Origin of the sequence: Marinifilum breve (assembly GCF_003202155.1) — a bacterium.
GTDB classification, from domain to species: domain Bacteria; phylum Bacteroidota; class Bacteroidia; order Bacteroidales; family Marinifilaceae; genus Marinifilum; species Marinifilum breve.
Map to the genome: position 1 here is coordinate 406,285 of NZ_QFLI01000003.1, position 14,464 is coordinate 420,748.

General features: G+C 33.0%; 10 protein-coding genes. 2 read left to right on the plus strand and 8 right to left on the minus strand.

Annotated features, from left to right (window positions below):
• Positions 1-53: 53 nt before the first annotated feature.
• The 5 genes from DF185_RS09395 to DF185_RS09415 all read right to left on the minus strand — a co-directional run bounded on the left by DF185_RS09395 (position 54) and on the right by DF185_RS09415 (position 7,481).
• Complete coding sequence (locus tag DF185_RS09395; protein ID WP_110360481.1) at positions 54-1,970, minus strand: LysM peptidoglycan-binding domain-containing protein; 1,917 nt, start codon at positions 1,968-1,970, stop codon at positions 54-56.
• Positions 1,954-2,940: a type IX secretion system membrane protein PorP/SprF gene (locus DF185_RS09400; RefSeq protein WP_110360482.1), complete on the minus strand. Its 987-nt coding sequence runs from the start codon at positions 2,938-2,940 to the stop codon at positions 1,954-1,956. Before DF185_RS09400 ends, DF185_RS09395 begins: the two co-directional genes overlap by 17 nt.
• Positions 2,941-3,007: 67 nt before the next feature.
• Entirely contained in the window at positions 3,008-4,123 is a 1,116-nt protein-coding gene (locus tag DF185_RS09405) for a T9SS type B sorting domain-containing protein (protein WP_165835991.1), read from the minus strand.
• 1,307 nt (positions 4,124-5,430) lie between these two features.
• A complete protein-coding gene (locus DF185_RS09410; RefSeq protein WP_110360484.1) occupies positions 5,431-6,144 on the minus strand; it encodes a LytR/AlgR family response regulator transcription factor in 714 nt (237 codons plus the stop codon).
• A 14-nt stretch (positions 6,145-6,158) separates the two neighbouring features.
• Entirely contained in the window at positions 6,159-7,481 is a 1,323-nt protein-coding gene (locus tag DF185_RS09415; protein WP_110360485.1) for a sensor histidine kinase, read from the minus strand.
• Positions 7,482-9,317: 1,836 nt separating this feature from the next.
• On the opposite strand from DF185_RS09415, the gene DF185_RS09425 reads away from it, so the two are divergent.
• Together DF185_RS09425 and DF185_RS09430 are read left to right on the plus strand one after the other, a co-directional pair.
• Positions 9,318-9,593 (plus strand): helix-turn-helix domain-containing protein, encoded by a 276-nt coding sequence (locus DF185_RS09425; RefSeq protein WP_110360487.1) that lies wholly within the window; start codon positions 9,318-9,320, stop codon positions 9,591-9,593.
• A gap of 2 nt (positions 9,594-9,595) precedes the next feature.
• Positions 9,596-10,825: a type II toxin-antitoxin system HipA family toxin gene (locus DF185_RS09430; RefSeq protein WP_110360488.1), complete on the plus strand. Its 1,230-nt coding sequence runs from the start codon at positions 9,596-9,598 to the stop codon at positions 10,823-10,825.
• A gap of 172 nt (positions 10,826-10,997) precedes the next feature.
• On the opposite strand, the gene galE is transcribed toward DF185_RS09430, so the two are convergent.
• From galE to DF185_RS09445, 3 genes are all read right to left on the minus strand, one after another.
• Positions 10,998-12,020, minus strand: a complete 1,023-nt coding sequence (gene galE, locus DF185_RS09435) for a UDP-glucose 4-epimerase GalE (protein ID WP_110360489.1) — start codon at positions 12,018-12,020, stop codon at positions 10,998-11,000.
• 22 nt (positions 12,021-12,042) lie between these two features.
• On the minus strand, positions 12,043-12,684 hold the full coding sequence (locus DF185_RS09440; RefSeq protein WP_110360490.1) for a sugar-binding protein: 642 nt from the start codon (positions 12,682-12,684) through the stop codon (positions 12,043-12,045).
• Between the two features lie 143 nt (positions 12,685-12,827).
• The gene (locus DF185_RS09445; RefSeq protein WP_110360491.1) at positions 12,828-14,423 is read right to left on the minus strand and encodes a sulfatase; all 1,596 of its coding nucleotides are present in this window, start codon (positions 14,421-14,423) and stop codon (positions 12,828-12,830) included.
• Between the last annotated feature and the right edge of the window lie 41 nt (positions 14,424-14,464).

Sequence of the window (14,464 nt, forward strand, 5' to 3'; positions counted from 1 at the left end):
TTCGATAATCTGTTATAAATACCCTTTAAACAACAATTAAATTATTCCGAAATCTATTTTTCAGGCATGGGTAGAATTAAGAGTTCACCTATATTTAATCGATATCCTTTCTTCTGATTTACTTTCATGAGGTCGGCAACTGAACAAGAATATTTCAGCCCAATACGATACAGGTTATCCCCTTTTTTAACTTTGTAAAACCCTTGAATTCCCACAAAATAGACAGGCTCAAACCCGTTTTCGAACATCAGTTCATTCAACTTATCCAAAAGAACCGGGTCGTTATTAAAACAGTTCGCTACTGACTTCAAACTCTTGTACTGATCTTTTCGAACTGCTATCATGGTTTTGTAAGGCATATCGAAATTACTGGCTCTTAAAAACACTTCGCGGTAATCATCAATATTTTTAATTCCATCTTTGTTAAATAATTTTTCCCCTAAAGCAATCGTAACATAATTGAAGTCTTTTTTTGCCTGAGACTTTGCATAAGTGATCACATTTTTGGCTCTATTAAGCGACAATAAGGAATTATAAGCATCTCTTCCTCTTGGATCAGCAGAACCAAAAACCATTATATTTTTAGCATGTACTTCCTGAGAAAAATAGGAAAGGCATTCGTTTACACAATCACAGAACGACTGGTCAAAAGTATCTCCATTATAAGGAAAATAAATAGGTGCTCCACAGTAAAAGCTAAACACTTCGGGAAACTTAACTGTTGCAAGATCATTGTTTACCACAACTTCTTCCTGTTTATCTAATTCAGCAAGTTTACTCACAATTAAACTATCTTGTCGAAGCAGGTGCTTGCCAATTTCAGATTCTTCTACTTTCCTGTCCCAAAAATCATAAAACTTGCCATGCATTATTTTAGCATCTCTACAGATAACGAAGTTTACGCTATCATTTACTATTCGCAAGCAATAGTCATCAAGAGCAGTGTTACAATCAAATAAGTTATAACCGACATTTTCTTTCATGTTGTAAGCGAAAACATCCAATTTTCCTTTCCCTCTCCTTCCATCACTATTAAAAAGAAGGTAATCACCATAAACTACGGGAAAAATATCATCTAATACTGAATTGATTCTTTCATCGAGTAACACTGGTTTTTGCCATTTGTTTTTCACCAGGTGTGAACGATAAATATCCCAACCACCATAGCCTTTTGGATTATCGGAGCAAAAAAACAAACATTTTTCTTTTTCACTAAAAAATGGCATTGACACCGAATACTTTCGAGAGTTAAACGGAAATTTAGGTAATCCCACTCCCTCAATATCGATCTGATACAAGCCGATATTGAAATTATAAACTGTGTTTAAATAAGTATTCTCTCCATATTTTTCTGAAGCTACTACAATTTCTTTTTTGCTTTTATTAAAAGAGAGTTCAACATCTTCTTTGTATTCTCGTTCATGCAATTCGTGCAAATAAATTTGCTCCGCTTTTTCATGAAACAAACTTATTTTTTTTCCATCATGAATATTATATCCAAAATGCATTTTACTCTGGCTTACAATCTGAGAAAATTGTTTTTTAAAGCAAATGCCTTTATCATCGCGCACCTCTCTTCTTACCTTGGCAATATGAATCAAATTCTTTAATTCCGCATCATACTTTTCTAAACCAACATAAGGTATCTCATCAATCCTATCACTCTTTAATAAGCACGCATAAAAACATTCAGCATCCTGCTTATTAACCTTATCTGGAAACTTTTTACACAAGCATTCATACGCCATTTCAGCTTTAGTAAAGCTACCTTTCTTATAATAAACATTAGCCAATGTACGTAACTTATAGTGACTACATTTTTGCAAATATTCATGATACTTATCTCCTTGCATTTCACGAGTCATACCTCTTGCATGCCCTGTTTCTTGAGAAAAAACAGGACTAAATGATAGGAGTAATAGTAATGTAATTAGAGTAAAGTTTTTTCCCATATTAATACATGTATTCATTAAGAGATTTTTTCCATCGTGAAGTATGTCCAAATACACCTTTATAGAAAGTATAACCTCGTTTTTGTTTCTTCCTTTTAAAATTATAGGTTAGGTATAATCCTTGAGAATTGAAACGATTGTATCCGGAACCTATTCCAATTTCATATTTCATTCCAATATTCAACTGATCATTCAATCTATAATTAACCATTGAAGTTATGGCTTGGTCGAAACGAACCCCTGCACTCAGCCATATTTTATCGTACATTAAACAGGAGACAGACCAATCGATCACAGGAGAAACAAACTCATCCTCGATCTCACCTGCCGATATATTATAACGAGTTTGCTTATAATACTTACCAACTAGAGTTGTGCGAAAAGCAAAATCATAATTCAACACAAATACTCTACCAGCAACAAAGTCAACACCTGTTAAATAGGTAAAATCAAAATCCTGGTCATTAACCCTCAAACTACTACTCACACCCACAAAATTGTACCCAAACAAGCCCATCAGACCAAGTTTCACCACTGGATGAGATTGATTCATTTTCACATCACTAAAATCAACCTCAGGATATGCCTTTATCTTCGAACGCTGATAAGACTCCAACTTAAGTCCCAGACCGATACCCGCTGCCAAATATGCGTTATGCCCAATACGCATTCCCTGCGAAACAGAAGCAGTTACAGTATTAACCACCCTTAAGCCAATATCCTCCGACACAATGGTTCCTCCCAATCCTAATCCATATTTTTTGGTAGGCACAAACAAATTAGCCGCAAACATCTCAGGCGTATGAGCCCCACTATTTGCCCACTGTTGCCTAAACATCGCATTAAAAGAACCATGATTTTTATAAGCATTAAAAGCCGGATTAAAAAACTCTTGCCTTGGTATAGATGGCGACGAAGATTCATACTGCGCATACCCAACAACGATACCTACAAAAAACACTACAACAAACGATAGTAAAAGTTTCATCAATAATTCTTTAATTTAGTTTCCCTTATTATCAACCTGTCAACACCCCCTATCGACAAATCTTCATTCATTTTTTTCGAATAACCTCTATAATATCATCCTTCACAATCTTCTTTCCATCAGACAAATAACCTGTCAAATGATAATAATATGTTCCACTAGGATATTTTCTACTATCAAAATCATTCGCATATTCCTTACTTGTAAACACAATTCGCCCCCATGAATCAGAAACCCTTATATCTACCCTTTTAAACTTATGTAAATCAGGAATTTTAAAATAACTAGGCGAACTATCATCTGCTACCAGTGTATTCACCACTTCCAAATCCTCCTCCTCCTCATTCAAGCCGTAATCATTTCTCACAAGAGAATACATTCCACTACCTTTCCTTTCATTTGCCATTACATAAAAAGGCTCAATCAAAAGCGAAGATCTATCAACATAAGGTGTCTCAAACGCATTTAAATGATCAGAAGTATAAAACACAGCCATCTTATCATCCAACAAATTCGCATCATTTCCCAATCTCGACAGCTGTATCTTATACTCACTCCCCATGTCATTATCCTTAACAATCCACCCCCCATCTAAAGAAAAAGTCACATCATCAGATCCTCCAACACCTCTCCACTCGTCATCAAGACTAGCAGAATAAGAGATTGTCACATCATCATCATCACTTAAATCTGTTAATACAACAGGATGATAAGCATCAACATCTCCAACAGGAAAATCATACTCCATTCCTGCTACCACTCTCCTTTTGAGATTTCCGACAACATAACTATCATTACTCGCAAGATTATTAAACACCAAAGAACTAACATCAGAATTCAATAATACTACTCCTCCTTCTTCTACAAACAACTTTCCAGAGCTAAGTGTCAAGAAATCCTGCACCCCCACCTCTCCTTCAAGAAAGAGGTTTCCACTAGGCATTTCCAGACTCAAGCCAGACAAACTAGTATTATTACAACTCAAGGAAACATCATTTTCTCCCGCAAAACTCAACTTTAATGTTTCAAGATTACTTTGTGATCCGAACAAGACTTCAACAGGCTGAGTATTGCAAAATGAAAACATACCCCCCAGTACAATTTCATTTTCTGTCTGATCATAAAACGACCCAAAAAAACTCATAGTTTCTCCCTCGTCAATCACAACACTAATATTCTTCATATACACATCCGCATTTTGTCCATACCCCCAAAACGAACAAAAACAAAACAGTACACCGAAACATTTCTTAAATAGATTCATTGTTTTAACAGATTAGCATTTCACTTCTTCTTTGATTATAACATTTATCATTAATCCATACACAAATGTACATTCTTAGTTAACTCTTGTTAATTTTTTGTGATTTGTGGTCGTTTTCCTGTAATATTTGGATTGTTTTGTGCAATAAGTTGCACAAAACACACTCTTTTACTAAATTAAGTTCAGTAAAAAATCAACATTACGACTTTATCAAGTTTTAAAGCAGTTAGAAATTCACAATAAAACAATCACCACTCATAAAAACAGCCTATTACGTAATTATCGTTTTTAGCCTACAACACAATTTACATCTTACTGATATTATGCGTCAAACTATAACCTACACAACAAGGATTCATGTTTCCAACAGTCATAATCAATGCATATAGCTGATATCATATTTTCTGGAAAGTTAGGAGGAGGAGATAAGTAATTAAGGATGTGAAATTTCTCTTAAGGATTGTCAGGTACGGTTTGCTATACACATGAAAAACCTGTGATCATAACTGGTAATCAAGGAAATCATTTTACATGAAAAGAATATTTTGCATATCTAAAAAGAACAGATTAAGATCAGTATAAATGGTAAAAAAAGAATACTTAAATCACAAAAATTTGTTGAACCTAATAATTCATATTCCTTAATCTTGCAAATGACAACATGAAACTATTTCAAGGAATTAAAATGGTTTGATATCACACTCAAAATCATTAAAGAATAAAACAATAACAAATCAGAATTAATCTATCAGTGATCTGGTTAAATTCAACTTAAAAACAACATTTTCTAGTCCAACATATCGTGATTACTGTAGTCTTTTAGACTAAGACATCATATACTAATATTACATATATTATTTCTCAATATCACATCATCGCTACTTTTGAACCACATTAAGCAAACAGGTATAATCTCTCTAATTTGGGTAATGTCATTAAGTTAAGGGTACATCCTTTTAATAAACATTGCCAACTTCCGATTCTCGGAACAGGCTCTAAAGGGGCTTTATCCTTTGCGCTATTCCCTTTAGGGTACAAAGCGAAGCGTCTCATGACTAAAGGGAATAATAAAAGGGTGTGCGTGAGGCAAAATCTGCTAACTTAATGACATTGCTTCTTTGGGACAGTCAATAAAACACAATTCTCTATGATTTTTTTTGAAAAATCGAAAAAAAAAGGATTAGACTATAAAAGCCCAATCCTTACACTAAAATAAATTCTATATTTCACACTGAAATTAAGTAATCAAATACTTTATTTTTATATCTTCTACTCACTTTCAAAACTTTGTTATCCACAACTAAAACATCCTTATCATAGCCTGTAATGTAATTCATATTAATAACACATCTTTGATTGATTTTAATAAATGTTTCTGGAAATCTTTCATGAAAATCTTTCAAACCACCTCTAATCATTAACCTTTCTCCCGTTTTCAAAAATATAAAGTTATACATCTGATGACTTTCAACATATTTAATTTCACTTATATCTATTTTTTCATAAACATTATTTTTCTTTACAAAAATTCTATCTTTTAATTCCAGATTACTTGCTTGCGGTACTTTTTCATTATAAAGTGTTATTCTAAGATTGTAAACAAACATTTTTTCATCAATTGGCTTTAATATTATACACTTAGGCTTTGATTCTTGCAATACTTCTAGCATTGCAGTACTCATATTAGATGTTACATACATAAAAGGAGTACCACAATTTTCTTTAATATGCATACCAAGCCTTACTCCCGATTTATCTTTATTTAAAACAATATCAATTAAGACAATGGAATACTTACTTTTCTTCATATTCACTATTGCCGCATCATATGAATCAACCACATCAATTTTATTTATCCCTTCATTTTTCAAAAGCGAACACATTAAATCAACATAGCCTTTATCGTTTTCAACTATCAAAACACGTATTTCTCTGTTCATTTCTATCTAAACAATTATAAATCATCACTTGGTAAGCTTACAATCACCTTAGTACCTACACCATAATCTGAAGAAAAAAGCATTGTACCATTATTGGCACTTATCATTTTTTTGATGATACTTATTCCCAATCCATTCCCTGTTTCTCCATACGGACCTACAATACCAAAGTCAACTTCATCATAATTTAACTGCCTTAACTTTTGTTTGTTCATTCCAATGCCCATATCCTCAATGGTCAGAAATATATTTTTTTCTTTTAATCCAAAATCGATAAATACAACACCTTCTGTTTTGGAATATTTTATAGCATTTTCGAGTAAATTCCTAACAATTGCATCAAATACAAGTATATTAATTGAAACCTCAAAATCTAACTCATTTCGGAAAACAATTTGAATTCTTTTTCTATCTATATTCAATTTAAGATCTTCAATTACTTTATTAACAGCATATTTTAAACTAATCTTGGAAAGATTTCCTATCTGCACCCCAAAATCATTAAGCATCCAACGCAACACATTATACAAGGAATCTCTCATAACATTAGTTGCAGTTAACAATCTTTCAATTCGTTCATCTTTCAAATTCGCATCTTTCTGAACAGAATTTAGCTCCATACACATTTCTGAAATTAAATGATTCAAATCATGTGTGATTATCTGACAGATCTCATCTTTCTCTTTTTTCCTTTTCCTAAATAATATTAATACATATGCCATATTCATGGACACTATATTTATCACAATAAACACACATCCAATAGACACCATAAGCCACAACCATGTATTATCAACAACTTCAGTAATTATTGTATCCTGGCTCTTTAAAGACAAAATCCTAAAAACTACAACAAACAATGATATGAAGGCAGAAATCAAACCTGGAATTTTAAAAATAAAATACCTGGATTTTACACCTTTAAGTAATTCAATGATCATTGCAATGTCAACAATCATCAAACCTACCCAATGCAACCAAGCCATTACCTTTTGAGGTACCATATAAAATACACTAGATACAATAATAAATACACCCCATAATATTATTACACCAAAGCTTTTTTGTCTAATTTTTTCAGCCAATACACTATTAAAACCTAGATAATAATGAATATGCGCCATTAAGACCAATGAAAAACTGACAGCAATAAATCCGGATTCTAAAAACACCCCAAAAAGCCAAAATACAACCCCAATCATAAACAATAACATAGACCACAACCAGGATCTTGTTTTATTTTTGGATAAATAAAGTTTATTTATATAATCAATTGCTAAGCTTAAAAAAAAACAAACTATTATTATTATCAAATTGAAAAATATCCACTCATTCATAATAAACCAAACATAATATTATACAATACTCAAATGCGATTCTTATTTTAATGGGGGGGGGGGAGAACAGAATAAAAGGAAAAAGAATTCTCTAATCCATATTGATTTGAAAGAATCAATCTTTAATAAAAAGATCATTTACTAGATTAGCAAATGTATTAAAATTGATTATTTAAACAAATCAAATATTAAAATTCTAATATTAAATAGCAAATTTATATCCTCTCAAAATAGTTTATTAATAAGTTTTTCCTTCAAAGTGTCAAATAATTTTGTATCAAAAAGAAAAACAGAAACGAGAACCATTTCAGATCTCCTTCAGTTCCTACTCACAACCATTCATTATCGTCTAAACCAATCAACACAGAACCTCATATGTTAAGTATAGATCATCCTTTCAAAGTAGAATCACAGTAATAACATATAAACTCAAGTCTCATGCCTATAGTTCATTACATGAACATTCATACATCCCACCAAACATTAAAGTAGTACTTATAAAAATCAGCACTTATTCATCCGTTCCAACCACAAGATCAATGTAGTAATAAAGTAAACGCTTGTAACTATAACAAGTGCAGAAATAACAATAACAAAAAAATACTGTGTGTAGTGTATGGAGCTAATATATTGATTTTAAAAATTAACTCAAAGTGATTAATTATGAGTTAATTTTCAACTAACTGAAAAATAAAAACATTAATCATTCTATTACAACTAAATAATTAATTCTAATAAATATTTATTTTATTAATAATAAACCACAAATTATAAACAATCTTTAATTTTAATAACCTAAGTTGCAATCAGAATTCAATTCTCTTTCTTAACTTTTTCAAGTAACTAATTGTTGTTGAAACACTATCTTTAATTAATTGAATAGATTTTATCATTCCTGCCGATCTTTCGTAGTTCAATGGTTATAATTGTTCCAAATAGACGTAGCAAAACTGACTAACAGAAAAATATTTAATAATCCCTTATTCTTTCGAAAATTTCATGAGAGAAATGAAATATCAATATTTTTTTTAATTTACACCTAATAAATTCAAAACATTCTAAGGCAAGAATTTCTTCGGTCAACTTTTCAAGCTCTATTTGTTTGTCTCTTGAAATTACCAGATCATAAAGATTTGATAATAATTGATTATCCGCTAAATCTGTCAAGAATATATTTATACCTATAGTAATATACTCACTTTTAGGATGGCTATTGAGTTATTAATAAGGTGTTTGAAAATATAATTATCCCTGTATTCGGAAGGGCTCATTTTTACACTTAAGTCATTTGAATTTAATACGTAAGCTACTTCTAAAAAAGAAGCAAGGCAAAACCGTTCTTTAACTGATAAATCATTCAGATTAATTTGTGTTGTATCAAGATTAAGTAGTGCTTCCATAATTTTTTGAATTATGCGCAAAAAAAAGGCATATCCTCTATTCCATTATACCTGAGACAGGTATCACAAAGTACCCCGAGTAAGTATAACGAAACAAGAGAACACCATATCCTGATGCGTTCACTCGTCCACTTCTCTTACTCATTAAAAACTTTATTACTTAAGCTAAATAAGTAGAACTCTTATAACAACAAGCAGTTTCTATCGAAAAACTATATATCAACATAATCGATAATTACCAAAAAATAAAGGAAGATTTTTATTAGTAGAAAACATTAAACTTGCTCACTTAAGATGTAAGTTAAGTACGGAACAAATCATTGACTTCATATAGCTATCCAAGTATCAATACATGCCATAATCACCAACAAAATGCTACTATTATAGCATTTTAAATGCAAGTTTTGTATCTTTACATTCTAAATTAATAGTAGATATGGGAGAGTATGGAGATCAAAATTCACCTAAAGAGATAATGATTCTTTTATCAAAAAACATCAGAACCTTAAGAAAACAGGAGAAGATGTCTCAGAAAGAATTATCAGAAAGGTCTGGAGTAGCTTACGCCAGTGTTAGAAAATTCGAGTTGACAGGTATTATTTCTCTTGAATCATTTCTAAAGATCTGTGAGGTTCTCAATCGTCTGTCAGACTTTGAATCAATATTGCTACCAAACGATATGAAACGAAAAAAAGATCTATTTGATTATTGATTATGGGGACTACAAAACTTAACGTATATATACAATTTTCTGAACTAGAAGAATTAGTAGGTCAGATTGTTATAGATGGTCGGAAAATATTATTTAAGTATAGTGATGCTTATTTAAAATCAGGAACAAATCTATCACCCAATCAATTAGCGTTTAACGATACCCCTCAGACTACTGAAGAAAAACCATTCAATGGTCTCTTTGGAGTATTCGCTGACTCTTTACCAGATGCATGGGGGTACTTGTTAATCAAGAAACGCCTCAGTGCTGACCGAATAGCCATTGAATCTTTAAATGCACTCGATCACTTAACATTTGCTGGTAAAAATGGTTTAGGAGCACTACAATACAAACCAAGTGTTGAATCGGACCAACAAACTATAGAAATTAATCTGGATAAATTAAATAACAATATTTCAGATGTACTAAGAGGTGAAAGCAGTGTTGTAATTGATCAGCTCTTCAGAAGAGGAGGTAGTCCCGGTGGAGCACGACCAAAAATTTATGCAGGATATAATCCACAGACAGATTCTCTCATCAGTGGCATCGCAAATCTCCCTGAAGGATATGAACATTGGATTATAAAATTTGCAGCAAATGAAGATTCAAAGGATATTGCCAATATAGAACTGGCCTATTATAAAATGGCTTTAGATTCAGGAATAGAAATGTCTGAGTGTAGAGTGTTTAATAGCGAATCTGGGAACAGTTATTTTGGAACCAAACGTTTTGATAGAGTCGGGAATAATAAACTTCATATGCTCTCAGCTGCAGGACTTCTTCATGATGACTATGAACACAGCACACTTGACTATGGGAATTTAATCTTCCAAGCAAAAAAGCTAACAAATAATGCACAAGCAGCTGAACAAATGTTCCGCAGGACTGTATTTAATATTTTAGCACATAACCGTGATGATCATTCCAAAAACTTTGCGTTCCTAATGAATGCTAAAGGAATCTGGTCGCTTGCTCCTGCTTATGACCTGACATTCTCTTCATCTTCTCAGGGATACCATAGTACAGCTTGCGCTAAAAACTATGTAGATCCAGGAAAGGAAGAGTTGCTAGAATTGGCAAATATATTCTCTATCAACAAAGCAAAGGTAATTATCGATAAGATAAAAAATATCATCGACAATTGGAGAATGTATGCTGAATCAAGTGGAGTTTCCAATATCTCAATAAAAACTATAGAGACAAGTTTGAAAAACATTCGCTCAAGATTTTAGAAATATTTTTTATTAAAAATATAAAATTTCAGACACCTATTCGGACACCAACAAAACCTTTACTCTTGATTTTTAAACACTTACTCCCGAACCTTGACTCCCTGCAGCTCCACCAAACAAGAAAAGCCATTAAATCGATGATTTAATGGCTTTTTCTGTATTTGATGGTGGCTTACTCGTTAATGTTCTCCTGCCATTTCCATGCTGAAAGCAAAGTTTCATCTAATGTACTTTCTGCTTTCCAACCTAATTCATTATTTGCAAAGGTAGTATCAGCATAAATCTTTTCAATATCTCCTGCTCTACGATCTACAATTTTATGAGGCACTTTTTCTCCTGTTGCTCTTTCAAAAGATTCTATAATCTCTAATACAGACACTCCATTCCCAGTACCCACATTAAAGTATTCATAGCCATTTTGATTCTTATTCTCCAACAACCGTTCAATGGCTACAACATGTGCTTTTGCTAAATCCACAACATGTATATAGTCGCGAATTGCTGACCCATCAGGAGTATCATAATCATTCCCAAAAACACTCAATTCAGGTCGAATACCTGCTACGGTTTGCGTTAAAAAAGGAATTAAGTTATTGGGAACACCTAATGGTAATTCTCCAATTTTTGCGGTTTCGTGTGCTCCAATTGGGTTAAAATATCTTAATGCAATACCTTTTAAACTAGAATTGGCATGTACTGTATCGCGAATAATATCTTCACAAATACTTTTGGTATTACCATATGGCGATTCTGCTTCTTTCCTTGGTGTTTGCTCTGTAACTGGCAACTTATCAGGCTGACCATATACAGTACATGATGATGAGAATACCAGATTATTTACATTAAACTCATTCATGCATTCCATGATATTCATAAGTGAATTCAGGTTGTTATGGTAATACATCAAAGGTTTTTCAACTGATTCACCAACTGCTTTAGAGGCTGCAAAATGAATAATTGCATCTAAATTAGCGTATTCATTAAAAAAGTCATTTACCTTTTGCTTATCCGTTAAATCAAAATTTTCAAATTTAGGTCGAATGCCTGAAATTGCTTCAATCTGGTCTAAAACCTCAATTTTTGAATTCGATAAATTATCTACAATTACAACATCGTAACCGCTATTTTGTAACTCAACAACAGTATGAGAACCGATAAAACCAGTTCCTCCTGTTACAAGAATTTGCTTCTTCATTCTTCTTATCTTTTACCTCTTATTATCTTAGAATCAACTTACCAAATGAAGAAGGGATATGAAAGTCCGGCTCTTCAGCATCTGGTTTCACCCACGAAATCCATCTTAAATCAGCTTCTTTCTCATCAGCAGGTAATGCCATACAATGACCTCTATACAATCCCGCTTCTAATGTATTATTATTTAATAAGCCTAATTCTTTTAATGATGATAAATCAATGGCTCCCTCAAAAACATAACCTTTAGAGCTTTTTGAAGCTTTTACTTGCAATTTATCTGCTGGCCACTGCCATACAAAATCAAATTTTCTGTAATAATTAGCCACATAATCAAGAACTCTTGCGTGGGCATCCATTTCCAGGCAGTAATATGGAGTTAATTCCTTGTCTCTTCTGAAGAAAATCTCTACTCGATCAGAATCAACAACCTCCATTTTATGATTTTGATCAACGAATGTAAGTACATTCTCTTCCTCAACATCGAATCTAAAGTAAAAGTTCTTTTCATCATACAAAGCTCTAAAAATCATCGAAGAAACTTTATTGTCTTCCCAAGGATAATTAAAATCTTGATTTATATTAGCCATTTCCCATACTGGGTGCATTTCTCCGCCTGTAATATTCAGACAGTCATTCTTAATTTTATTTACTTTATATGTTTTCATTATTTATAATTTACATCGCATTATTTAAATACATTCAGAGAATTAATTTTAATAATGTAATTCTTATTTCTTTTCAAATACAGAAATATAAAAGGTCAATACTATAACCTTCAGGTAATACATCCTGTGTTAAACTACAATAGCTAATTCAAGTAATCAGGCATACTTTTCGGATTCTTGGTCCACCTTTCTACTCTGTTATTAATCATGTGATACTCCTTATTCTTATCTGTTGGTTGGTAAATATCCTTAGGCAGATATTGTTTCAACTCTTTAATCACAGCTTTGTATTTTGGATCATTTGCCAAATTGGTGTGCTCACCAAAGTCCTTAACCTCATCATATAGTTCTTCCGATCCATCATTGTAACGAATGTATCTCCAATTGTCTCTGCGGATTGAATGGCTACCATAAGTCCATGTGCTTACTACTGGCTTTTTTCTCTTCACATTCATATCCTGTAATAAAGGAAGAATATCCTCACCATCCTGCTGCTTACTCTTATTTACATCACACAATCCAGTTAAGGTTGGATAGATATCCAGTAAACTAACCGCATTTTTATTTACCTGTCCTCCATCTGTTACGCCAGGAACAACCCATAACATTGGAGCAACTGTGGCCTCGTTCCATATGTTATTTTTACGCCAGTTCATTTTTTCTCCAAAGCACTGTCCATGATCCGACCAAAGAACAATGATGGTATTCTTACCATATTTACTCTTGTCTAAAGCATCCAATAGTTTACCCAACTGAGCATCCATGAAGGTAATGGATGCCAAATAACCTTGTACCAACTGTTTTCTGTAATCTTCGCCAAGAGTTCTGACAATGTGTTCAGCTCCTGGCTCTGTAATTCCTTCAGCCATAGCTTTTCCGTAAATTGGGATATCAACAAATTCACCATCAATCGCTTTTGGCACTTCAATCTGATCCAATGGATACATCTCGAAATATTCACGAGGTGCAGTATAAGGTACGTGCGGTCGTAAAAATCCAACTCCCAACATAAATGGCTTGTCGTAATCCTTCTGCAACTTTTCAATGGCCCATTCTACATTCAATTCATCAGGCATTTTACCTTCCGGCAAATATTCTCTATCAATAGGCCCCGCACATAAGGAAAAGCCTGGAAAGTTTGTACCATGCTCTTTGTTGTATTTTACAGTTCCAGAGCCGCCCATAGGAAAAGGATAAAAATCGGGAGCTCCATAACGATTCCCATCTTTAATTAATTTCTCTGTTAAAGCATAAGCTCTTGGTTTTCTCTCATCCCACAATTTCTGATGCTCAAACTTCTCCTCTATCTCCCAGCAAGCATGCCCTTCTATTTTTCCACAAGCCATGGTATGATATCCATTCTCACGCATGTGAACAGGCAATAGGTTCACCTCATTCCAAACATCCATATTTCGTGTGCCGCTCTTGTTGGTATAGCAACCTGTTGTAGTGGGCGCCAATGATGAAAGTACTGCCAAACGAGATGGCGTACACACAGCAACCGATGCATGAGCATTGGTAAAGTACACTCCTCTTTGTGCCAAACGTTCCAAATTAGGAGTCTTCACATCAGGATGTCCCTTCGAAACTCCTGTCCAGTCATTCAAATCATCTACCGAAATGAATAGAACATTAGGCTTGTCTGTTTCTGCTTGTGTTTTTGTAGCTTCTCCTCCACAAGATTGCAGCAACAGAGTACCAACTCCCAATAATATTGTATTACTTATTTTTTGAATCATATCCTTCTTCTGATATTCGAGTAATTTAATTCCAATAATTC

What these genes read in the sequence shown, in the direction of transcription:
- DF185_RS09425 (WP_110360487.1), top strand. Translation starts at nt 9,318, where the DNA reads ATGGGAGAGTATGGAGATCAAAATTCACCTAAAGAGATAATGATTCTT.
- DF185_RS09410 (WP_110360484.1), bottom strand. Translation starts at nt 6,144, where the DNA reads ATGAACAGAGAAATACGTGTTTTGATAGTTGAAAACGATAAAGGCTAT.
- DF185_RS09430 (WP_110360488.1), top strand. Translation starts at nt 9,596, where the DNA reads ATGGGGACTACAAAACTTAACGTATATATACAATTTTCTGAACTAGAA.
- DF185_RS09405 (WP_165835991.1), bottom strand. Translation starts at nt 4,123, where the DNA reads ATGAAGAATATTAGTGTTGTGATTGACGAGGGAGAAACTATGAGTTTT.
- DF185_RS09445 (WP_110360491.1), bottom strand. Translation starts at nt 14,423, where the DNA reads ATGATTCAAAAAATAAGTAATACAATATTATTGGGAGTTGGTACTCTG.
- DF185_RS09395 (WP_110360481.1), bottom strand. Translation starts at nt 1,970, where the DNA reads ATGAATACATGTATTAATATGGGAAAAAACTTTACTCTAATTACATTA.
- DF185_RS09400 (WP_110360482.1), bottom strand. Translation starts at nt 2,940, where the DNA reads ATGAAACTTTTACTATCGTTTGTTGTAGTGTTTTTTGTAGGTATCGTT.
- DF185_RS09440 (WP_110360490.1), bottom strand. Translation starts at nt 12,684, where the DNA reads ATGAAAACATATAAAGTAAATAAAATTAAGAATGACTGTCTGAATATT.
- DF185_RS09415 (WP_110360485.1), bottom strand. Translation starts at nt 7,481, where the DNA reads ATGAATGAGTGGATATTTTTCAATTTGATAATAATAATAGTTTGTTTT.
- galE (WP_110360489.1), bottom strand. Translation starts at nt 12,020, where the DNA reads ATGAAGAAGCAAATTCTTGTAACAGGAGGAACTGGTTTTATCGGTTCT.